This is a genomic window from Streptomyces cyaneofuscatus (assembly GCF_033109485.1).
Lineage (GTDB): Bacteria > Actinomycetota > Actinomycetes > Streptomycetales > Streptomycetaceae > Streptomyces > Streptomyces cyaneofuscatus.
Map to the genome: position 1 here is coordinate 5,641,014 of NZ_CP137002.1, position 21,988 is coordinate 5,663,001.

The 21,988-nt window shown below is 71.7% G+C and carries 18 protein-coding genes and 1 tRNA gene; 16 read left to right on the forward strand and 3 right to left on the reverse strand.

Annotated features, from left to right (window positions below):
* The first annotated feature begins 43 nt into the window (after window positions 1-43).
* The 11 genes from R2B67_RS24785 (at window position 44) to R2B67_RS24835 (ending at window position 11,734) form a co-directional block, all read left to right on the forward strand.
* Entirely contained in the window at window positions 44-1,597 is a 1,554-nt protein-coding gene (locus R2B67_RS24785) for an acyl-CoA carboxylase subunit beta (RefSeq protein WP_317821141.1), read from the forward strand.
* 20 nt (window positions 1,598-1,617) lie between these two features.
* A complete protein-coding gene (locus tag R2B67_RS24790; RefSeq protein WP_018511401.1) occupies window positions 1,618-1,827 on the forward strand; it encodes an acyl-CoA carboxylase epsilon subunit in 210 nt (69 codons plus the stop codon).
* Between the two features lie 188 nt (window positions 1,828-2,015).
* Complete coding sequence (locus R2B67_RS24795) at window positions 2,016-2,879, forward strand: NmrA family NAD(P)-binding protein (RefSeq protein WP_317821143.1); 864 nt, start codon at window positions 2,016-2,018, stop codon at window positions 2,877-2,879.
* 22 nt (window positions 2,880-2,901) lie between these two features.
* The gene (locus R2B67_RS24800; protein WP_317821144.1) at window positions 2,902-4,365 is read left to right on the forward strand and encodes a methyltransferase domain-containing protein; all 1,464 of its coding nucleotides are present in this window, start codon (window positions 2,902-2,904) and stop codon (window positions 4,363-4,365) included.
* 3 nt (window positions 4,366-4,368) lie between these two features.
* Complete coding sequence (locus tag R2B67_RS24805; protein WP_018511404.1) at window positions 4,369-4,944, forward strand: dTDP-4-dehydrorhamnose 3,5-epimerase family protein; 576 nt, start codon at window positions 4,369-4,371, stop codon at window positions 4,942-4,944.
* Entirely contained in the window at window positions 4,941-6,008 is a 1,068-nt protein-coding gene (locus R2B67_RS24810; RefSeq protein WP_317821147.1) for a glucose-1-phosphate thymidylyltransferase, read from the forward strand. Before R2B67_RS24805 ends, R2B67_RS24810 begins: the two co-directional genes overlap by 4 nt.
* On the forward strand, window positions 6,005-6,988 hold the full coding sequence (gene rfbB / locus R2B67_RS24815) for a dTDP-glucose 4,6-dehydratase (RefSeq protein ID WP_018511406.1): 984 nt from the start codon (window positions 6,005-6,007) through the stop codon (window positions 6,986-6,988). The genes R2B67_RS24810 and rfbB overlap by 4 nt, the downstream gene beginning before the upstream one ends.
* A complete protein-coding gene (locus R2B67_RS24820; RefSeq protein WP_317821148.1) occupies window positions 6,985-7,938 on the forward strand; it encodes an NAD-dependent epimerase/dehydratase family protein in 954 nt (317 codons plus the stop codon). Before rfbB ends, R2B67_RS24820 begins: the two co-directional genes overlap by 4 nt.
* A gap of 36 nt (window positions 7,939-7,974) precedes the next feature.
* The gene (rfbH, locus tag R2B67_RS24825; protein WP_317821149.1) at window positions 7,975-9,279 is read left to right on the forward strand and encodes a lipopolysaccharide biosynthesis protein RfbH; all 1,305 of its coding nucleotides are present in this window, start codon (window positions 7,975-7,977) and stop codon (window positions 9,277-9,279) included.
* Between the two features lie 41 nt (window positions 9,280-9,320).
* The gene (locus tag R2B67_RS24830; protein WP_317821150.1) at window positions 9,321-10,730 is read left to right on the forward strand and encodes an NDP-hexose 2,3-dehydratase family protein; all 1,410 of its coding nucleotides are present in this window, start codon (window positions 9,321-9,323) and stop codon (window positions 10,728-10,730) included.
* 71 nt (window positions 10,731-10,801) lie between these two features.
* Window positions 10,802-11,734: an alpha/beta hydrolase gene (locus tag R2B67_RS24835; RefSeq protein WP_317821151.1), complete on the forward strand. Its 933-nt coding sequence runs from the start codon at window positions 10,802-10,804 to the stop codon at window positions 11,732-11,734.
* 29 nt (window positions 11,735-11,763) lie between these two features.
* Here R2B67_RS24835 and R2B67_RS24840 read toward each other — a convergent pair whose 3' ends face one another.
* The 3 genes from R2B67_RS24840 to R2B67_RS24850 form a co-directional block, all read right to left on the reverse strand.
* Window positions 11,764-12,897, reverse strand: a complete 1,134-nt coding sequence (locus R2B67_RS24840) for a glycosyltransferase (protein WP_317821153.1) — start codon at window positions 12,895-12,897, stop codon at window positions 11,764-11,766.
* Window positions 12,898-12,981: 84 nt separating this feature from the next.
* The gene (locus R2B67_RS24845) at window positions 12,982-13,575 is read right to left on the reverse strand and encodes an NADPH-dependent FMN reductase (protein WP_109977722.1); all 594 of its coding nucleotides are present in this window, start codon (window positions 13,573-13,575) and stop codon (window positions 12,982-12,984) included.
* A 231-nt stretch (window positions 13,576-13,806) separates the two neighbouring features.
* Window positions 13,807-13,879 (reverse strand) — tRNA-Arg (locus R2B67_RS24850).
* A gap of 307 nt (window positions 13,880-14,186) precedes the next feature.
* On the opposite strand from R2B67_RS24850, the gene R2B67_RS24855 reads away from it, so the two are divergent.
* The 5 genes from R2B67_RS24855 (at window position 14,187) to ettA (ending at window position 21,985) form a co-directional block, all read left to right on the forward strand.
* On the forward strand, window positions 14,187-15,830 hold the full coding sequence (locus tag R2B67_RS24855; protein ID WP_317821155.1) for an ATP-binding protein: 1,644 nt from the start codon (window positions 14,187-14,189) through the stop codon (window positions 15,828-15,830).
* Window positions 15,827-17,809 (forward strand): GTPase, encoded by a 1,983-nt coding sequence (locus tag R2B67_RS24860; protein ID WP_317821156.1) that lies wholly within the window; start codon window positions 15,827-15,829, stop codon window positions 17,807-17,809. Before R2B67_RS24855 ends, R2B67_RS24860 begins: the two co-directional genes overlap by 4 nt.
* Before the next feature lie 149 nt (window positions 17,810-17,958).
* The gene (locus tag R2B67_RS24865; RefSeq protein ID WP_317821157.1) at window positions 17,959-18,432 is read left to right on the forward strand and encodes a single-stranded DNA-binding protein; all 474 of its coding nucleotides are present in this window, start codon (window positions 17,959-17,961) and stop codon (window positions 18,430-18,432) included.
* A 206-nt stretch (window positions 18,433-18,638) separates the two neighbouring features.
* The gene (locus R2B67_RS24870) at window positions 18,639-20,195 is read left to right on the forward strand and encodes a Cys-Gln thioester bond-forming surface protein (RefSeq protein ID WP_317821159.1); all 1,557 of its coding nucleotides are present in this window, start codon (window positions 18,639-18,641) and stop codon (window positions 20,193-20,195) included.
* 125 nt (window positions 20,196-20,320) lie between these two features.
* Entirely contained in the window at window positions 20,321-21,985 is a 1,665-nt protein-coding gene (gene ettA, locus R2B67_RS24875) for an energy-dependent translational throttle protein EttA (RefSeq protein WP_018511417.1), read from the forward strand.
* The last annotated feature ends 3 nt before the right edge of the window (window positions 21,986-21,988 follow it).

Consider the following 21,988-nt stretch of genomic DNA (forward strand, 5'->3'; position numbering starts at 1 on the left):
GGACGGCCGTCGCTACGCATCCGATCACCGAGTGGAGAACGCCATGTCCACCTTGAAGGAACGTCTGGACGAACTCGGCGCGCTCAAGAGGTCGGCCCGTGAGGGGCCGGACCCGGCCGCGACCGACAGACAGCACGCCAGGGGCAAACTGACCGCGTACGAGCGGATCGCGCTTCTGCTCGACCCCGGCTCCTTCCACGAGACCGAGGCGCTGCGACGGCACCGCGCGACCGGCTTCGGCCTGGAGGCCAAACGCCCGTACAGCGACGGTGTCGTCACCGGCTGGGGCACGGTGCACGGCCGTACCGTCTTCGTCTACGCCCATGACTTCCGGGTCTTCGGCGGGGCGCTGGGCGAGGCGCACGCCGCGAAGATCCACAAGGTGATGGACCTGGCCGAAGCCGCGGGCGCGCCCCTGGTCAGCCTCAACGACGGTGCCGGAGCCCGCATCCAGGAGGGGGTGACGGCCCTCGCCGGATACGGGGGCATCTTCCGGCGCAACACCCGCAGCAGCGGCGTCATCCCGCAGCTCTCGGTGATGCTGGGCCCGTGTGCGGGAGGCGCGGCCTACTCGCCCGCGCTGACGGACTTCGTGTTCATGGTCCGGGACTCCTCCCAGATGTTCATCACCGGACCCGATGTGGTGCGGGCGGTCACCGGAGAGGACATCACGCAGGACGGGCTCGGCGGCGCGGATGTGCACGCGGGCCGCTCCGGCGTCGCCCACTTCGCGTACGACGACGAGGAGTCCTGCCTGGAAGACGTGCGCTTCCTGCTCTCCCTGCTGCCCTCGAACAATCGCGAACTTGCCCCCGTCGTCCCCACCGACGACCCCGTCGGCCGGCGCGGTGACGCGCTGCTCGACATCGTCCCCGCGGACCCCGGCCACTCCTACGACATCCGGCAGGTGGCCGAAGAGATCGTGGACGACGGCGAGTACGTCGAGGTCCAGCCCTCCTGGGCGCCGAACATCGTCTGTCTCCTCGCCCGGCTCGACGGGCACACGGTCGGCGTCGTCGCCAACCAGCCCGCCGCCATGGCGGGCGTACTGGACATCGACGCCTCCGAGAAGGCGGCGCGGTTCGTGCAGTTCTGCGACGCGTTCAACATCCCCCTGGTCACGCTGGTGGACGTGCCGGGCTTCCTGCCGGGCGTGGACCAGGAGCACAACGGGATCATCCGGCGGGGCGCGAAGCTGCTCTACGCGTACTGCAACGCCACCGTCCCCCGGATCTCCCTCGTCCTGCGCAAGGCCTACGGGGGCGCGTACATCGTCATGGACTCCCGCTCCATCGGCGCGGACATCGCCCTCGCCTGGCCCACCAACGAGATCGCGGTGATGGGCGCCGAGGGTGCCGCCAATGTGATCTTCCGCCGGGAGATCGCCGCCTCCGACGACCCCGAAGGGCTGAGGCAGCAGCGGATCAAGGAGTACAGGAGCGAACTCATGCATCCCTACTTCGCCGCCGAACGCGGTCTCGTGGACGACGTCATCGACCCGCGCGACACCCGGTCCGCTCTCATCGGCGCCCTCGCCATGCTGCGCGCCAAACACGCGGATCTTCCCGCGCGCAAGCACGGAAACCCCCCGCAGTGACCCACGGCAGGAGCACACCCGTGACCCCGTCCGAGCCCGACGAGGCCCTGTTCCGCGTGGAGGCCGGTGCCCCCGACGCCACGGAACTGGCCGCCCTCACCGCCGTACTGCTGGCCCGCGCGGCTGCCCGCGAGCCCCGCACCCCGCAGGCCCCGGCCCCTGCCCCGGCGCGCTGGCGCCGCTCCGCACGCGCTCCGCGGCACGACCTGCCCCCGAGCTGGCGCCGCTGACGCCCGGGCGCGACGTGGCCGTCCGCCGGAACACCGTCGAACGGCGGGACGGCCCTCTAAGGGATGTGTCAGCTCATTGTCATTCTTTGGTTAATTTCCTTGCCGCGCGTCACACGTGCCGGGAATGTGAAATCGGAACACCGTGGGCCCTTTTCGGCGCGCGGCGCCATTGACGAGGAGAACTCTCCATGACGGCGAAAAAAGTGGTCCTGGTGGTCGGGGCCACCGGGAATGTAGGACCGCCCGCCCTTTCCCAACTGCTGGAAACCGGTGCCGTGGTCCGCGCATTGGTGACCGAGAACGATCCGAACGCCGACCGGGTGCCGGCCGGGGTCGAGGTGTTCCACGGTGATCTGGCCGAACCGGAGACACTCCGCGCGGCGCTCGACGGCGTCGACAGCGTGTTCCTCATGTGGCCCTTCTTCCACCTGTCGGTCGCGACCGCCCCCGAGGTCCTGGCGATGATCCAACGGGCGGCGCGGCGCGTCGTCCTCGTCTCCTCGGTCGGCGTGCACATCGGGCTGGAGAGGCAGGACAACAACTGCCACGCCTACCTGGAGGAGCTGATCGCGCGGACCGGCCTGGAGTGGACCTCGCTGCGGACCACCGGCTTCATGGCCAACGCCCTCGGGTTCGCCCCGCAGATCAAGGCGACCGGCGTGGTGCGCTTCCCCTTCGGGGCGGCCGCCCGCACCGCCGTCCACGAGGCGGACCTGGCCGCCGTCGCCGTACGTGCCCTGGTGGACGACGGCCACGCCGGCCGGGCCTACCTGGTCAGCGGGCCCGAGGTCATGACCCAGGAGGAGCAGGTCCACATCATCGGCGAGGTGCTCGGCCGGGACCTCGGGTGGCAGGACGTGCGGGCGGAGGAGGCCCGGGCCCGGATGGTCGCGTCCGGGTGGCCCCCCTCGTACGCCGACGGTGCGCTCGACTACTTCGAACAGCTGACCAAGGAGCCGGAGGTCAGGAGCTCCGTGGTGGAGGAGATCACCGGACGGCCGGCCCGCACCTTCCGGACCTGGGCGTCCGAGTCCGCCGACCGCTTCCGCTGAGCCGCTGGGAAAGAGCTGACCCATGACTGCAACGACCGCGGCCGGCAAGGCCGTCGGCCACGTCACCTTCGAGGAAGTCAAAGCCTCCCGACCGGGCGTCGCGGAGGAACTCACCACGCTCATCGCCGCGGAGTTCCGAGCCCGGGTCCGCCACCTCGCCGGGTTCGTCTCGGCGCGCATCCACCTCAGCCTGGACGGCACCAGCGTGGTCAGCCGCGTCGAGTGGTCGAGCGAAGAGCACTCCCGCGCGGCACTGCGCGACGGAGGGGCCACACTGCACGCCCTCCCGGAACGGCCGGGCGTGGTGTCGGTCACCACCTTCGCCGGTGAGCCCGCCCCCGGTATCCAGGGGCCGGCCGAGGCCGGGCCCGCCGGTGTCGTGGCGGTGGTCAAGCGCCATGTCGGGGAGCGCCGGGACGCCGAGACCCTGGCCCGGCTGCTGCACGCCTCAGGGGGGTGGAAGAGCGAACACCCCGGCTTCATCTCCGCGACCCCCTATGTCAGCCTGGACGGCGCCACCTACCTCAACTACCCGCAGTGGGTGTCCGAGGAGTCCTTCCACTCCTACATGGACGACCCCCGCAACGCGGCCGGACAGGACGCCATCGCCGTACTGGAGACGGAACCGCCCGAGATCCTCCTGTGCGCGCTGGTCACACACATCGACGCGGCGCCGCGCGAGCACCCGCCCGCCCGCGCGCACAGCACCGGGTCGCTGTCCCCGGACACCGTGTCCCCCCTGGACCAACTGCGCCTCTTCGAGCGGAAGTACGATCCCGGCACCACGGAGATCCTCCGGCGGCTGCCGATCCGGCCGCGTCGGCGCTGCCTGGAACTGGGCGCGGGCGCCGGCTCCATGGCGTACTGGCTGGCCGACACGGCACCGGAGGGCAGTGTCGTCGCCGTCGACACCGACACCGGGTATCTCGACCCGGACCGGGCCGGCAACCTCACGGTCCGGAAGGCGGACATCACCTCGGCCACGTTCGCACCGGGCTCCTTCGACCTGATCCTGGCCCGCGCGGTACTGGAGCACCTGACCGACCCCGACGCGATGCTGGACCGCGCCCTGAGCTGGCTGGCCCCCGGTGGCTGGCTGGTCGTCGAGGACTTCTACTTCCTGCCGGCCGCCGACGCCCCCACTGCCGTGGGCCGTTCGCTCCTGGATGCCTACGTCACCCGAATGCGCGAGCACGGGGCGGACCTCAGCTGGGGGCGCCGGCTGCCCGCCGCCCTGGCCCGGGCCGGACTCACCTCGGTCGCCACCCGGGTGACCCCCGCGGGGCCCGGACAGTCCGCCGTCGACGACGAGCTGATCGCCCTGCGGATGCGGCAGGAAGGCCACACCCTCGTGGACGGCGGACAGGTGACCGCCGGAGAACTCGACACGTTCCTCGGCCTGCTGGGCACGTCCGAGGGCCGGGACCTGACCGCCCTGCTCGTCTCCGCCTGGGGCCGGCGGCCCGCGGACCCCGAGGAGAGATGAACCGTGCGTATCACCGAACTCGGCATACCGGGCGTGTTCGCCGTCACCCCGAAGCGGCTGGACGATGACCGCGGGTCCTTCCACGAGGGCTTCCGAACCGATGTGTTCGAGCGGGAGACCGGCCGCGCCTTCGAGCCCCGGCAGATCAACTACTCGGTCTCGCGCCGCAACACCCTCCGGGGAATCCACAGCGTGACCGTCCCGCCCGGGCAGGCGAAGTTCGTGACCTGTGTACGGGGGGCGCTACGGGACTTCGTGGTCGATCTCCGTATCGGGTCCCCCACCTTCGGACACAGTACGAGCAATGTCCTGGACGAGGATTCCGGCCGTTCCGTCTACGTTCCCGAAGGCGTGGGACACGGATTCCTCACCCTCACCGACAACGCCTGTATCTGTTATGTGCTTTCCAGCACCTACATCCCCGGAACACAGATCGACATCAATCCGCTGGACCCCGACCTCGCTCTTCCCTGGGGATTTACGGAGCCTCCGCTGATGTCCGAAAAGGACGCACACGCCCTCTCGCTGAAGGACACCTTGTCCACCGGTCGGCTGGCACATTGGAAGGACGACTCATGAAGGCACTGGTGTTGTCGGGCGGGTCCGGAACCCGTCTGCGGCCCTTCAGCTATTCGATGCCGAAACAGCTGATTCCGATCGCCAACAAGCCTGTTCTGGAACACGTCGTGTCGAACATCCGCGACCTCGGAGTGACCGAAATCGGCATCGTCGTCGGCGACCGCGCCGGCCAGATCCGGGCCGCCATGGGAGACGGTTCCGCGCTCGGTGTGCGGATCACCTACATCCCCCAGGACGAGCCGCTCGGCCTCGCGCACTGCGTCTCCCTCGCGCGCCCCTTCCTCGGCGACGACGACTTCGTCATGTACCTCGGCGACAACATGCTCCCCGACGGGGTCGGGCCGATCGCCGAACGGTTCGCCGAGGACCGCCCCGCCGCCCAGCTGGTGGTGCGCAAGGTGGCGGACCCCCGGGCCTTCGGCGTGGCCGAGGTCGACGGCACGGGCCGGGTGGAACGGCTGGTGGAGAAGCCCGCCCACCCGCGGAGCGATCTGGCGCTCATCGGCGTCTACTTCTTCACCCCGGCGATCCACGAGGCCGTCGGGGCCATCGAGCCGAGCGCCCGCGGCGAATTGGAGATCACGGACGCCATCCAGTGGCTCGTCGCGCGGGGAGCCGACGTACGGGCGAGCGAGTACGACGGCTACTGGAAGGACACCGGCCGGATCGAGGACGTCCTGGAGTGCAACCGCGAACTCCTCGACGCGCTCCAGCCGTCCGTCGCCGGCGAGGTCGACGAGACCAGCACGCTGGTGGGAACCGTCGTCGTCGAGGCGGGCGCCCGGGTGGTGGGCTCGACCGTGGAGGGGCCGGTCATCATCGGCGCCGGTACGACCGTCACGGGCAGCCACATCGGCCCGTACACCTCCATCGGCAGGAACTGCGTGCTCGGTGACACCCGCATGAGCCACTCGATCGCCCTGGACGACGCCACCGTCTGCCGGGTCGGCGGCCTGCACGGCTCCGTCATCGGCCGGTCGGCGACGGTCGGCCCGGCCGACCAGGGCGCCACCCGGCACCGCCTCCTCGTCGGCGACCACACCCGGGTCGAGGTGGCGGCATGAAGCGGATCCTGATCACCGGAGGCGCGGGCTTCATCGGCTCGCACCACGTGCGCTCCCTCCTCGACGACGCCTATCCCGACTGGGCGGGGGCCCACGTCACCGTCCTCGACAAGCTCACCTACGCCGGGAACCGCAGCAACATCCCGGCCCACCACCCCCGCCTCACCTTCGTCCGCGGAGACATCTGTGACGACGCGCTCCTGCGCGAGCTGCTGCCCGGCCACGACGCGGTGATCCACTTCGCCGCGGAGTCGCACGTCGACCGTTCCCTCGAATCGGCGGAGGAGTTCGTCCGCACCAACGTCGTCGGCACCCAGCGACTCCTGGACGCGGTACTCGCCACCGGCGTCGGCCGCGTCGTCCACGTCTCCACCGACGAGGTCTACGGCTCCATCGAGGAGGGAAGCTGGACGGAGGAGTGGCCGCTGGCCCCCAACTCCCCCTATTCGGCGTCGAAGGCCTCCTCCGACCTGCTGGCCCGTTCGTACTGGCGCACTCACGGCCTTGACCTCTCCGTCACCAGGTGCTCCAACAACTACGGCCCCTACCAGCACCCGGAGAAGCTCATCCCGCTGTTCGTCACCAACCTGCTGGAAGGGGTGCGGGTCCCGCTCTACGGCGACGGCGGCAACGTCCGCGAGTGGCTCCACGTCGACGACCACTGCCGGGCGATCGACCTGGTCCTGAACAACGGCCGGGCCGGCGAGATCTACAACATCGGCGGCGGCAACGAACGGACCAACGTCGCCATCACCCGATCCGTGCTCGAACTGACCGGCCAGGACTGGTCACGGGTACGCCGCGTCGCGGACCGCAAGGCACACGACCTGCGGTACTCCCTCGACGACACCAAGATCCGCGAGGAGCTCGGCTACGCCCCGCGCATCCCCTTCGAGGAAGGCCTCGCCGCCACGGTGGCCTGGTACCAGGACCACCCCGACTGGTGGAAGGGCACGAAGCTCAGGACGGTCGCGGAGTGACCGTCGGCCGCACGGTCCTGCTCCTTGGCGGCACGGGCTTCCTCGGCCGTGCCATCGGCGCCGCCTTCGAGGCCGGCGGAGCCCGGGTCCTCTCCGCGGCCCGCGGCGGCCCACTGCGCCTGGACCTCACCCGGGCCGGCGCCGAGGATCTCGCGGCGCTGCTCCGAGCCCACCCGCCGGATGTCGTGGTGAACGCGGCGGGCCGCGCCTGGCGGGCGACCGATGAGGAGATGTACGCGGCCAACGCACTCGCGGTCGTCCGGCTGGTGGAGGCCATGGCCGGGCTCCCGGACCGGCCGCGCCTCATCCAGCTGGGAAGCGTGCACGAGTACGGCGCCGGTGTGGTCGGGGCAGGCCTCCGGGAGGACCACCCTCCCGCCCCCGTCACCGCCTACGGGCGCTCCAAACTCCGCGGCTCACAAGCCGTCCTGGACGGCGTACGCACCGCGAACCTGGACGGAATCGTGCTGCGCCTGGCCAACGTCTGCGGCCCGGGAGCCCCGGCGGGGAGCCTCCTCGGGGCGGTCGGCGCCCGGCTGGCCCGCGCCGGGTCGGCCCCCCGGGCGGCCGACGACCCCGTGGTGCTGCGGGTCGCGCCGCTGCGGGCGCGGCGCGACTTCGTCGACGTACGCGATGTGGCCGAAGCGGTGGTGGCCGCGGCCGGGCTTCCCGGCACGGGCCCGGCCGAACCGGTGATCAACATCGGGCGCGGTGAGGCGCTGGACATGCGGGAGCTGGTCGAGCGGCTGGCGGCCCTCAGCGGTCTGCCGGTGCGGATCGTCGAGGCGGAGACCGACGGCCCGCTCCGCGCCGACGTGGAGTGGCAGCGGCTCGACGTCTCCAAGGCCCGGCTGCTGCTGGGCTGGCGGCCCCGGCGCGGAGTGGACCGGTCGCTCGGGGACCTGCTCGCCGTCGAACGGGCCGCCGCCCCCGCGGCGAGGCCGGCGTGACCCCGATGGACGCCATCGAACGACGAAAGGGACACCATGAGCGTGCACAAGAACCTGGTCCTGGATGAGGTGCGGAAATACCACCAGGACACCCGGGGTGACGGGGTGTTCGTTCCCGGCACCACCGAGATATGGCCGTCCGGGGCGGTGCTGGAGGAGGACGACCGGGTGGCCCTGGTCGAGGCGGCCCTGGACATGCGCATCGCGGCCGGCCGCAGCTCGCGGAAGTTCGAATCGCTCTTCGCCCGCAGGATGGGCCGCCGCAAGGCCCACCTGACCAACTCGGGCTCATCGGCGAACCTGCTCGCGGTGGCCTCCCTGACCTCCCATCTCCTGGAGGACCGCAGGCTTCGCCCCGGCGACGAGGTCATCACGGTCGCGGCGGGCTTCCCGACCACGGTCAACCCGATCCTGCAGAACGGCCTCGTGCCCGTCTTCGTCGACGTCGAACTCGGGACGTACAACACCACGGCTGACCGGGTGGCGCAGGCCATCGGCCCGAAGACCCGGGCCGTCATCGTCGCCCACGCCCTGGGCAACCCGTTCGAGGTGGCCGAGATGGCCCAGCTCGCCGAGGACCACGACCTGTTCCTCATCGAGGACAACTGCGACGCGGTCGGTTCGACGTACGACGGGAAGCTCACCGGCACCTTCGGCGACCTCACGACCGTCAGCTTCTACCCGGCGCACCATCTGACGATGGGCGAGGGCGGATGCGTACTGACGTCGAACCTGGCGCTGGCCAGGATCGTGGAGTCCCTGCGCGACTGGGGCCGGGACTGCTGGTGCGAACCGGGGGAGAGCGACAAGTGCCTCAAGCGGTTCGCCTACCAGATGGGCACCCTCCCTGAGGGGTACGACCACAAGTACATCTTCTCGCACGTCGGTTACAACCTGAAGGCCACCGACCTCCAGGCGGCCCTCGGACTCACCCAGCTCACCAAGCTCGACCGCTTCATCGACGCCCGCAAGCGCAACTGGCAGCGGCTGCGGGACAGTCTCGACGGCGTCCCGCATCTGCTGCTGCCGGAGGCGACACCGCGCAGCGACCCGAGCTGGTTCGGCTTCGTGCTCACCGTCGACCCGGACGCGCCGTTCGCCCGGGCCGAGCTGGTCGACTTCCTCGAAGGCCGCAAGATCGGCACGCGCCGGCTGTTCGCCGGGAACCTCACCCGGCACCCCGCCTACATCGACCAGCCGCACCGGGTGGTCGGCACGCTCGCCAACAGCGACATCATCACCGACCAGACCTTCTGGGTGGGCATCTACCCGGGCCTCACCGACGAAATGATCGATTACATCGGCTCCTCGGTGCGGGAGTTCGTGGCAGCCCGCGGCTGACGACCTGTTCCGTTCGCGTTCACGACCGTCTGGAGTACGTCATGCTGTCCCCATTCGCCCCTCTCGCGGCCGGGCCGGACACCCTCAGGCCCCGGGAAGACCCCTCGGTCGCCCAGCGGATCCTGCGGTCGGCCGGGTCACCCGCCGGCTCATGGCTCTCCACCGAGGCCTTCCCCGGCTGGCTGGAGGAGCGCCGCCGCGCCCACCGCTTCGAGGTCGAACGCATCCCGTTCGCCGAACTCGACGGCTGGTCGTTCCAGGAGGGCACCGGAAACCTCGTGCACCGCAGCGGACGGTTCTTCTCCGTGGAAGGACTGCGGGTCAGCACCGGCGAAGGCCCCGTCCGCGCCTGGGACCAGCCGATCATCAAACAGCCCGAAGTGGGCATCCTGGGCATCCTCGCCAAGGAGTTCGACGGGGTCCTGCACTTCCTGATGCAGGCCAAGATGGAGCCGGGCAACCGCGAACTTCTCCAGCTCTCGCCGACCGTGCAGGCCACCCGCAGCAACTACACCCAGGTGCACCGGGGTGCGGGGGTGAAGTACATCGAGTACTTCACCCGGCCGGAGGACGGCCGGGTCCTCGCCGATGTGCTCCAGTCCGAGCACGGCTCATGGTTCCTCCACAAGAGCAACCGCAACATGATCGTGGAGGCCGTCGGCCCGGTCCCGCTCCACGAGGACTTCTGCTGGCTGACGCTCGGGCAGCTGGCCGAGCTCCTGCACCAGGACAACGTCGTGAACATGGACGCGCGTACGGTGCTGGCCTGCGCCCCGTACCCCGACCAGGTGGACGGGGCCCTGCACACCGACACCGAGCTGCTCTCCTGGTTCACCGCCGAACGCGCGCGCCACGACATGACCGCCGAGCGGATACCGCTGGCGGACGTGGCCGGATGGAAGCGCGACGCGTGGGCCATCGAGCATGAGGAAGGCCGCCACTTCGACGTCGTCGCCGTTGACGTACAGGCGGGCAACCGGGAAGTCACCGGCTGGACCCAGCCGCTGTTCGAGCCGCGCGGCCTCGGTGTCACCGCCTTCCTCACCCGCCGGTTCGCCGGTGTCACGCACGTCCTGGCGCACGCCCGTACCGAGGGGGGCTTCCTCGACACCGTCGAACTGGGCCCGACCGTCCAGTACACCCCGGCCAACTACGCGCACCTCACCGGGGAGGACCGCCCGCTCTTCCTCGACCAGGTCCTCGCCGCCGAGCCGGGCCGCATCCGGTACCAGGCCGTCCACTCCGAGGAGGGAGGCCGCTTCCTGAATGCCGAGAGCCGCTACCTCCTCGTCGAGACCGACGAGGACCGGGCCCCCCGCGAAGCACCCCCCGGCTATCACTGGGTCACCCCCGGGCAGCTCACCTCCCTCGTCCGCCACGGCCATTACGTCAATGTGCAGGCCAGGACCCTGCTCGCCTGCCTGTACGCGAGCGGCGCGCGCACGACCTGACCCCCGCGCCGCCCCAGAACTCCGCCACCAGGAACCGCGCCACGGCGCCACGACCCAGAAGGCAGGACCGGATGGCCGACCCGTTCCGCACACCGCTCCCGCCGGGCACACCCCCTTCCCCCGGCGTCCGCAACGTGGTCCTGGACGCCGGAGGCATCCCCCTCTCGGGCCTGCTCGCCGAGCCGCCCGGCACCCCGCCCCGAGCGGTGCTCGTCGCCCTGCACGGCGGCGGCATGCGGGCCGGGTACTTCGACAGCCGCGCCTGCCCCGGCATGTCCCTGCTGGAGCTCGGCTCCGCTCTCGGCTGCACGGTGCTCGCCCTGGACCGCCCCGGCTACGGACTCTCCGCGGCGGCCCTGCCCGAAGGCCAGACCCTCGCCGAGCAGACCGCGACCGTGGGGAAGGCGCTCACCGCGTTCGCCCGGAGCCACCCGACCGGTGCCGGCTTCTTCGTCGTGGCGCACTCCAACGGAGGCAAACTGGCATTGAGCCTGGCGGCGCGGGACCACGGCCGCGCCCTGCTCGGCCTGGACATCTCCGGACTCGGCCAGCGGTTCGCCGTGGACGTGCCCCGGCTTCCCTGCGCCGAGAGCCGCGGTGACTGGCGCAGGCACTGGGGTTCCGTCCGCCTCTACCCGCCCGGCGCCTTCGCGCAGGGCCGCGGCCTGGTGGCGCCCGTGCCGAGCCGGGAGTCGGATGAGGGGCCGCGGTGGCCTCTGCTCTACCCCGGCATCGCCGCCGGGGTACGGGCCCCGGTCCGCCTCACCTTCGCCGAACAGGAGCAGTGGTGGCACCACGACGACGAGGCGGTGGCCGCCATGACCGGTCTGCTCACCGCGAGCCGCGTGACCGTCGCACGGCAGCCCGACGCGGGGCACAACATCAGCCTCGGGTGGGCCGCCCGCGCCTATCACCTCAAGGTGCTCAGCCACCTGGAGGACTGCCTCCTCGCCCGCGTCGCGGCGCCCGCCGTCCTGGCGCACCGCGCACCGGCCGGCCGGTGAGAGCGCGCGGGGACGGCTGCCCCCCCCGGCTACCCGGTGACGAGCCTCTCCAGCCGGCCGACGAACGCGGCCGGCGGCGGGAGCCGGGCGATCTCGCGAGCGAGCAGACCCGACCGCTCCCGGTAGCGGGGATCGGTCAGCAACTCCTTCGCCGCCTGCCGCACCGCGTCGCCGGTGGCGTCCTCGGGATCGAGGGCGATCGCCGCGCCGAAGCCCGCGATCCGCCGGGCCGGGGGAGCGAAGGCCGGGGACTCGGGAACGATGAGCTGGGGCACGCCCGCGTGCAGGGCGTTCATCGCGGTGGCGCCCCCGGCGTGGTGCATCACGAGGTCGCAGGTGGGCGCGACCACATCCAACGGGATCCAGCCGGTCCGCACCTGGGGCAGCGCGGCGCGCAGCTCGGCCGCGAGCGCCTCGGGCGCGGGAACGACCAGCTCCGCGTCGAGCGGGGCGAGTTGCTCCGTCAGCTCCCGCAGTCCGGCGAAGCTCCGCTCGGTGCTCGCCCTGCTGCCCGCGGTCAGGCAGATCCGGGGGCGCTCCGGCCGGGTGTACATCCACGGTTCGAGCGCGCACTGCAGATTGCCCGGCGTCCAGCGCATCAGTTCCGCGGGGGGAGCGTCCGGCGGGGCGATGGAGGGCGGGCAGATCTCGATGCGCAGTTCGGCCTCGGGCAGGTGCCGGATACCGAGCTCCCGCAGCTCCGGATCGAGGACCCGGTGAGCGCCCTCGTCCGTCCCGCGCCAGTCGCCCGGGTCCCACGCCTGCATGACGTGCGGGATGCCGAGCCGGGCCGCGAGCAGGGGCGCCGCGTACCCCATGGTGCCGCCGACGACGAGGTCGGGCCGCCAGTCGCGGGTGACGTCCACGAGCGAGGCGTAGCTCTCCGCCGCCAGGTGGGCGAACCAGCCCCCGACGAATGCGAGCAGCCCGCGCGGGTCCTGTGGAACCGGCACCGGCCTGCCGTCGCGGCCGGTCGAGATGTAGTACCAGATGTCGTGCTCGGCCACCGGGAGCGCGGCGATACCGCAGCCGGTGATGACCGGCGCCATCTTCTTCGTGGTCGCGATGAAGACCTGGTGTCCCGCGCTGCGCAGGGCGTGGGCCAGCGGCACGATGCCGAAGATGTGGGCGGGGGCGACCCCGCCGATGAACAGGACCTTCACTGCGCCTCCTGAGGAGCTGGGGGCGGCTCGTCACCGCCTGGCCGACGGCCGGAGTACGTCAGGCGATGACGTCGGCGGATGACGTCAGCCGATGTACGGTGCCGCGGCCCGCGCCCCGCGCAAGGCTTCTCCCCACCACAGGAGTTGGCCCAGCAGCGTCTTGGCCGCCCGCTCGCTGCCCGCCGCGTCCAGCGGCAGCCCGTCGGGGCCGAACGCGGCGCCGGCGTTGTGGAAGCTGATCTGGTCGCGCACCGTGGTCGCGTGGACCTCGGCGAAGACCTGCCGCAGGTGCTCGGCGGCCCGCAGGCCGCCTCCCATGCCGCCGTACGAGATCAACCCGACCGGCTTGGCCTTCCACTCGTCGAGGAACCAGTTGACGGTGTTCGTCAGCGCGGGGGGCGCGGTGTGGTTGTACTCGGGTGTCACCACGGCGAACGCGTCCGCCGATGCGAGGGTCTCCCGCAACCGGTCGTGTGCCTCCCGGGTCGCCGGGGAGAGAGCCCCGGAGTGCGCGGGCATGGTCAACGGCAGTGAGTGGTCGGCCAGGTCGACCAGATCGACCCGCACGCCGCCGTGCCGCTCGGCCTCACCGGCGAACCAACGGGCCACGGTCGGCCCGAACCGCCCCTCGCGCACGCTGCCGATGATCACGGCGATCCTCAGGGGACCAGGGGACATGGCTGACCTCCAGGACGCGGGCAGGGGTGTCCCGGCGCATCGCCCCAGGGGTGGGCGCCGGGAAGTACCGCCAGTCTTCGGGGCCGCGCGCCGGGGGACAAGGCAGTTGACGAAGAGCTGTAACGGCGTTGTCCGGCCGCTGACCTTTTCCCCGGGGGAACGGGGGTCGGGAGGACCAGGTGGCGACGGGCCGACCTGTGAAATGTCGTCGGCCCGACACGACGGTCGGTGCGCCCCCGGCAGGACTCGAACCTGCGGCCAAGCGCTTAGAAGGCGCCTGCTCTATCCACTGAGCTACGGGGGCCGGGAGCCCTGATCGGGTGGTTCCGTGGCCGTGCCGGGACAAGGATAGGGCTCCGATCGCCTGGACCCGGTTGCTTCACCTGCGTGGCACGATGTGGAGGTTCGGTGAAGCGAACCGATAATCGCAGGTGAGTGCGGATCGTGCATAGCTTTTCGCTCCCTGTGGCCCGGGTGTTGTGCACTCGTTATGCCTGCGCCCTACTCGTCCCCTCTGTCCCGACTCTGTCCGGAGAGTGGAACCGCCGCGCAGAGGGGTCTATAAGCTTCAAAAGGGCGCCAAAATTGGGCATTCTTCGCATGTGGTGACCATGGACGTACGGCCTCAGCTCATCGACGCACTTTCCGCCCTGCGCGACCGTGTCGCCGCCGTGCGTCTTCCACTCCCGCTGCCGGGGGCCGAACGCGCCCGGCAGACGAGGGTCGAACTCCTCGCACAGCTCGACGACTACCTCCTGCCCCGGCTCAAGGACCCCGAGGCCCCGCTGCTCGCCGTGATCGGCGGATCCACCGGGGCCGGGAAGTCCACGCTGGTCAACTCGCTCGTCGGGTGCCGGGTCAGCGAGGCCGGGGTGCTGCGGCCCACCACCCGTACCCCGGTGCTGGTCTGCCACCCCGACGACCACCACTGGTTCGCCGGCGTACGGGTGCTCCCGCAGCTCACCCGGATCTGGCTGCCGCCGGGTCAGGCCCCGGACCCCGACGGGCTCGACGACCTCGGGGCGGGCGCCGACGACGAGGCGAACGTGCTGCGGGTGGAGACCGCTCTCAGCCTGCCCCGCGGGCTCGCCATCCTCGACGCCCCCGACATCGACTCCCTCGTCGTACGCAACCGGGTCCTGGCCGCCGAACTCATCTGCGCCGCCGACGTCTGGGTGATGGTCACCACGGCGTCCCGGTACGCCGACGCGGTCCCCTGGCATCTGCTGCGTACCGCGAAGGAGTACGACGCCGCCCTCGTCACCGTCCTCGACCGGGTGCCCCACCAGGTGATCGCCGAGGTCTCCCGGCAGTACGCGGCACTCCTGACCCGCGCCGGACTCGGGGACGTACCCCGCTTCACCATCCCCGAACTCCCCGAGTCCGCGGGCGGCGGCAGCGGACTCCTCCCCACCACCGCCGTCGCCCCGCTCCGCGCCTGGCTCACCCACCGGGCCCAGGACCCCGCCGCCCGGCAGCAGGCGGTGGGGCGTACGGCCTCCGGGCTCATCGAATCGCTGAACGTACGGATGCCCGAGCTCGCGTCGGCCGTCGCCGCGCAGTACGCGGCGTCCGTACGGCTCACCGGGGTGGTCCAGGACGCCTACGGCAAGGAGGCCGAACGGATCCGGCGCAGGCTCCAGAGCGGGGCGGTCCTCTCCGGGGACGCGCGGACCCGGTGGCGCGGCTACCCCCTCTACAGTGCCCCCGGCGAGCTCCTCGAAGCCCTGGTGGACAGCCTGATCGCGCTCCTCCAGTGCGCCGTCTCCGCCGCCGACGACCAGATCCGTACGCAGTGGAGCCGAGAGCCCGCCGCCGGGGTCTTCCGGTTCGAGGGCGCGGGCCGGGAGACCGGGGGGTGGGGGCCCGTCGAGGACATCGAGGGCCGGATCGCCGTGGCCGTACGGCGGTGGCGGCGGGTCCTGGAGGAGCTCGCCGAGGAGGAGGTGCGCCAGCTGGAACGCAGCGTGGCGCCCGACCCCGAGACCGTCGCCGCCCTGCTCGCGGCGGCCCTGCTGGGCGGGCGGCGGGCCCGTACGGCGGGGGAGCAGCTCGCCGAACGCATCGGGGCCCAGGGTGCGCTGCGCCTGCGCGACAAGGGCGGGCACCTGCTGACGACCTATCTGGACCAGGTGCTCGGCGGCGAACGCGACCGCAGGCTCGCCCCGCTCGACGCACTCGACATCGCCCCGGAACCGCAGGCCGAACTGATCGCCGCGCTTTCCGTCATGCAGAAGGAGAGGTGGCAGCGATGACTGCCGTCACGGACGAGGACCAGGGCAACAGCACGACGGAGACCGGCGAACCGAAGGAGAAGGAGAAGGAAAATGAGGAGGCCCGGAGCAAGGACGGGCGCTGGGACGACGGGCTGATCGCCCGGCGCGCCGCCGCGGCCGACCCTCGCGGCGATTCCGGAACCGGGCACTCCCGTACGGACGGGGGCTCCACGGACTCCGCCGACCCGTCCGGCCTCACTGCCCCGTCCGCCCCCGCCGGCGCCCCTCCCGACGAGGACGACGTACGGCCGCAGGTCGAGGCGTACGGGGCCTCCGGCGGCCCCCTGCCCACCCGCCTCGACGCCCTGCGCGAACTCGTCGGCCTCTCCCGCGCCCGCCTCGACCGGGACACCCTCGCCGAGGCCGGACGCGTACTGGACGAGGCGGCCGCCCGGCAGCGGCTCTCCTCGCGGCACACGGTCGTCGCCATCGCGGGGGCCACCGGGAGCGGCAAGTCGACCTTGTTCAACGCCCTCGCCGGCACCCAGATCTCCGACACCGGGCTGCGCCGCCCCACCACCTCCCAGCCCATCGCGTGCAGCTGGACCGACGGGGCCGCAGGCCTCCTCGACCGCCTCGCCATCCCCGGCCGGCTCCGCCGCAGGCCCCACCCCGGGCCCGCCGCCTTCGACGAGGCGCTCCAGGGGCTCGTCCTGGTCGACCTGCCCGACCACGACTCCGCCGCGACCGCCCACCGGGACCAGGTGGACCGGGTGCTGGCGCTGGTCGACGCGGTGATCTGGGTCGTCGACCCGGAGAAGTACGCCGACGCCGCCCTGCACGAGCGCTACCTGCGCCCCCTCGCCGGGCACGCCGAGGTCACCTTCGTCGTCCTCAACCAGATCGACCGGCTCCCCGGCGAGGCCGCCGACCTCGTCCTCGACGACCTGCGCCGGCTCCTCGACGAGGACGGCATGGCCCTCGGCGAGCACGGTGAACCCGGCGCCACCGTCATGTCCCTCTCCGCCCTGACCGGCGACGGGGTGCCCGAACTGCGGGAGATGGTCGGCCGGTTCGTCCAGGACCGCACGGCCGCCACCCGCCGGCTCTCCGCCGACGTGGACGCGGCGGCGGCGCGGCTGCGCCCCGTGTACGTGGCGGAGGGGCGGCCCGGACTCGGGGAGCGGGCCCGGGAGGAGTTCACCGACCGGCTGGCCGAAGCGGTCGGGGCGGCCGCCGCCGGGCAGGCCGCCGAGCGGGAGTGGCGCAGGAACGCGGGGCGGGCGTGCGGGACGCCGTGGCTGCGGCTGTGGCGCTGGTACGAGTCCCGGGGGCTGCCGGGCAGCCTGGACCGGATGGGCCAGGCGCTCGCCCCGCCCGAGGAGGAGCCGACCGCCCGGCAGCGGGTGGAGCAGGCGGTCCGGATCGTCGCGGACGACGCCTCCGCCGGGCTCCCCGCCCCCTGGGCGCAGGCGGTGCGCGAGGCCGCGTTCAACGGGGCGAAGGGGCTGCCGGAGGCGCTGGACGACCTGGCGGCGAAGGCGGCCGCGGGGGGCGGTTCCGCCAAGGGATCGGGCGGCTCCGGGCGGTTCGGTACGGCGTCGGGCCGGGGCCCGGCCACGGGCGTGGCGCTCGGCGGCCGGCCGGCTAAACCGCCCCGGCCGAAGTGGTGGCCCGCCGCGGTCCTTGCCCAGGTCTCCATGACGCTGCTCCAGGTCTTCGGCGGTCTGTGGCTGCTCGGCCAGATCGTCGGGGTCCTGGAGCCGGGGCTCGTCGTCCCCGCGCTGATCATGCTGGCCGGGGTCGTCGGCGGGCCGCTGGTGGAGTGGTCCTGCGCGGCGGCGATCCGGGGCCCCGCCCGGCGCTACGGCCAGGACGCCGAACGCCGGCTGCGTGAGGCGGCGGCCGGGTGCGGCCGGGCCAGGGTCCTGGACCCGGTCTCGGCGGAGCTGGCGCGGTACCGGGAGGTGCGCGAGCGGTACGTGGCGGTGACGGAGTTTTCCACAACCGGCCAGTAGTCCACAGGCTCCGGCGCGATTCGCTTCCGGCGTCCACCATGAAGTCGTCGGCATGCGGGTTCGCCGGCGGACGGATACGCGACGCACGACCGGAACGACGGAACGACGGAACGACAGAACGACGGAACGACGGAAATCGGGGGCGGGAAATGAACGAGACGATGGTGACACTGGTGGGAAACGCGGCCACCGCGGTGGAGTTCCGCGAGACGGCGACCGGGGGAATGGCGCGATTTCGCTTCGCCGTGACCCCGAGGCGCCGGGACCGCGAGACGCAGCTGTGGGCGGACGGACCCACCAGCTTCTACACGGTGTGGGCCTGGCGCACCCTCGCCGCGAACCTGGCCGGCTCGGTGGCGATCGGAGAACCTCTGGTGGTGCACGGCCGGTTGAAGGTCCGCGAGGAGGAACGGGAGGGCGGGCGGCGGACGTTCGTGGATGTCGAGGCGGTCGCGGTCGGCCACGATCTGAGCCGCGGGACCGCCGCGTTCCGCCGGGTCGTCAGGACCGAACCGGCGCTGACGGCGGCCTCGCACAGCGGAGCTGACGGACAGTCGGACACCGGTTCCGGCGCGTCACGGGCCCGGTCGGAACAGGCCGCCGAAAAGGTGGCTGTGTCCTGAAAGGGCTGGTCGCAGGGGCGGCCCGGCGATAACGATTCCGATTCGGAATGGTTGGCCAGGGGCAGTACGGGGGATTGTGGTTCGCCCGGTCCTTAGGATTCCCAGAGCTCATGGATCACTTGAGTCTGCTGGCGGGGCATTCCCCACACGCGCACCACGCGCGAGGGCCCCGCCCGGAGGGGAATTCTGTGTCTTCTGCGCCTTCAGTGTCCGCTTCGCCGTCCGCCGCGAAGGCGGTGCACGCCTCCGACGCGAAGGCGCTGCACGCCGTCCCTGGCAGAACGCCGCGGGCCGGGAAGGCCTCCGGGACCGGGCGGCCACGACGCGGCCGGGCCTTCCTCCGGCCGGTGGCCGCGCTGCTGCTCTCCGGTCTCGTCACGGCGGCCACCCTCGCCGGGACGGGCACGGCGGCCGCCGACGATCCGGGCCGGCACCAGGGCGGCGCGGCCGCCGTCCTCGACGGGCTGAAGACCTTCGACAGCGCCGTGCTCCGCACACCGGGTGAGAACGGTGCCCCCGACGTCACGCAGGAGCTGCCCGCCGGGCTCTTCGAGATGACCGTGGACGGCGGCGGCAAGCTCAAGACCTACTGCGTCGACCTCCACAACCCCACCCAGAACCAGGCGAAGTACCTGGAAACCCCCTGGGCCGAGACCTCCCTCGGCGCCAACCGGAACGCCGGGAAGATCCGGTGGATCCTCCAGCACTCCTACCCCCAGGTCGACGACCTCGCCGCGCTGGCCGAGGCGGCGGGCACCGGGCCGCTCACCGAGCGGACCGCCGCGGCGGGCACCCAGGTCGCCATCTGGCGCTACTCGGACGGTGCCGATGTCACCGCGGTGGACAAGCAGGCCGAGAAGCTCGCCGACTGGCTGCACCGGCGCGCCCGCAACGTCACCGAACCCCGGGCGTCCCTGACGCTGGAGCCCGCGGCGGTCTCCGGCCGGGCGGGCGAGCGGCTGGGCCCGGTGACCGTCCGCACGGACGCGGAGCAGGTCTCCGTGTCGCCCCCGGTGGACGCGGCGGTCAGCGGCATCACGGTGACCGACAAGAAGGGCAGGCCCGTCACCTCGGCCACCGACGGCGCCCGCCTCTACTTCTCCGTGCCGAAGGGCAGCGCCGACGGCTCCGCCTCGTTGTCCGTCCAGACCACCACCTCGGTACCGGTCGGCCGTGCCTTCGCCGGGACCACCCGCACCCAGACCCAGATCCTGGCCGGATCCAGCGAGTCCACGGTCTCCGCCCGGGCCACCGCCACCTGGGCCGAGACGGGCGCCGCCCCGGCCCTGACCGCCCGGAAGAACTGCGCGGCCGGCGGCGTGGACATCACCGCGGTCAACCGGGGCGACGAGCCCTTCACCTTCGAGCTGGGCGGCGCCGAGCACACCGTGGCCGCCGGAGCCACCCGGACGGTGACGATGCCGGTCGCCGAGGACCAGGCGTACGACTTCACCATCACCGGCCCCGCCGGTTTCCGGAAGAGCTTCACCGGCGTGCTGGACTGCGCCACCAGCGGCAGCGTCATCGCGGCCGAGAAGGACCAGCAGGCCGACGAGGACAGCGGCATCGGCACCCGATCCGCCCGCGACTCCCTCCCCGCCTCGACCGGCACCACCACCTCCGGCCTGGAGGGCGACCTCGCAGCGACCGGCGGCTCCAGCACCACCCCGATGATCGCCGCCCTGGCCGTCGGCTTCCTCGTGATCGGCGGCGGCGCCCTGTTCGTCCTGCGCCGCAAGGAAGCACAGGAGCACGCTGAGTAGGTGCGGGTGCGCATCCGTGAGCGGTGACGGATGGCCGATCCCCGGACGGGTTTCCTTCCGGGGATGGACGTCAGGCAAGATGGGGTGTATCTGCCCACACCTCTATTGCTGCCGGACGGTTTCTCTTGGCTGAGTTCATCTACACCATGCGCAAGACGCGCAAGGCGCACGGCGACAAGGTGATCCTTGATGACGTCACCTTGAACTTCCTGCCCGGCGCGAAGATCGGTGTCGTAGGACCCAACGGCGCCGGTAAGTCCACGGTGCTGAAGATCATGGCGGGCCTGGAGCAGCCGTCCAACGGTGACGCGTTCCTGTCGCCCGGGTTCAGCGTCGGCATCCTCATGCAGGAGCCGAAGCTCGACGAGAGCAAGACCGTCCTGGAGAACGTCCAGGACGGCGCCGCCGAGATCATGGGCAAGCTCAAGCGCTTCAACGAGGTCGCCGAGCTCATGGCGACCGACTACTCCGACGCGCTGATGGAGGAGATGGGCAAGCTCCAGGAGGACCTGGACCACGCCAACGCGTGGGACCTGGACGCCCAGCTGGAGCAGGCCATGGACGCCCTGGGCTGCCCGCCCGGCGACTGGCCGGTCACCAACCTCTCCGGTGGCGAGAAGCGCCGCGTGGCGCTCTGCAAGCTCCTCATCGAGGCCCCGGACCTGCTCCTCCTCGACGAGCCCACCAACCACCTCGACGCCGAGTCGGTGAACTGGCTGGAGCAGCACCTCTCGAAGTACTCGGGTGCCGTCGTCGCCGTCACCCACGACCGGTACTTCCTGAACAACGTCGCCGAGTGGATCCTGGAGCTCGACCGCGGCCGCGCGATCCCCTACGAGGGCAACTACTCCACGTACCTCGACAAGAAGGCCGCCCGCCTCAAGGTCGAGGGCCGCAAGGACGAGAAGCGCCAGAAGCGGCTCAAGGAAGAGCTGGAGTGGGTACGGTCCAACGCCAAGGGGCGCCAGACCAAGTCCAAGGCCCGTCTCGCCCGGTACGAGGAGATGGCGGCCGAGGCCGACAAGATGCGGAAGCTGGACTTCGAGGAGATCCAGATCCCGCCGGGGCCGCGCCTCGGGTCCATCGTCGTCGAGGTCGAGAACCTCTCGAAGGCCTTCGGCGACAAGGTCCTCATCGACGACCTGTCCTTCACGCTGCCCCGTAACGGCATCGTCGGCGTCATCGGTCCGAACGGCGCGGGCAAGACCACGCTGTTCAAGATGATCCAGGGCCTGGAGACGCCGGACAGCGGCGCCATCAAGGTCGGCGACACGGTCAAGATCTCCTACGTCGACCAGTCCCGCGCCAACATCGACCCGAAGAAGACCCTCTGGGCCGTCGTCTCGGACGAGCTGGACTACATCAACGTGGGCCAGGTCGAGATGCCTTCGCGGGCGTACGTCTCCGCGTTCGGCTTCAAGGGGCCGGACCAGCAGAAGCCGGCAGGTGTCCTCTCCGGTGGTGAGCGCAACCGCCTCAACCTGGCGCTGACGCTCAAGGAGGGCGGCAACCTGCTGCTCCTCGACGAGCCCACCAACGACCTCGACGTGGAGACCCTGTCCTCGCTCGAGAACGCGCTGCTGGAGTTCCCCGGTGCGGCCGTGGTCATCTCCCACGACCGCTGGTTCCTGGACCGCGTCGCCACGCACATCCTCGCCTACGAGGGTGACTCCAAGTGGTACTGGTTCGAGGGCAACTTCGAGTCGTACGAGAAGAACAAGGTCGAGCGTCTCGGCGCGGACGCGGCCCGCCCGCACCGCGCCACGTACAAGAAGCTCACGCGAGGCTGATCG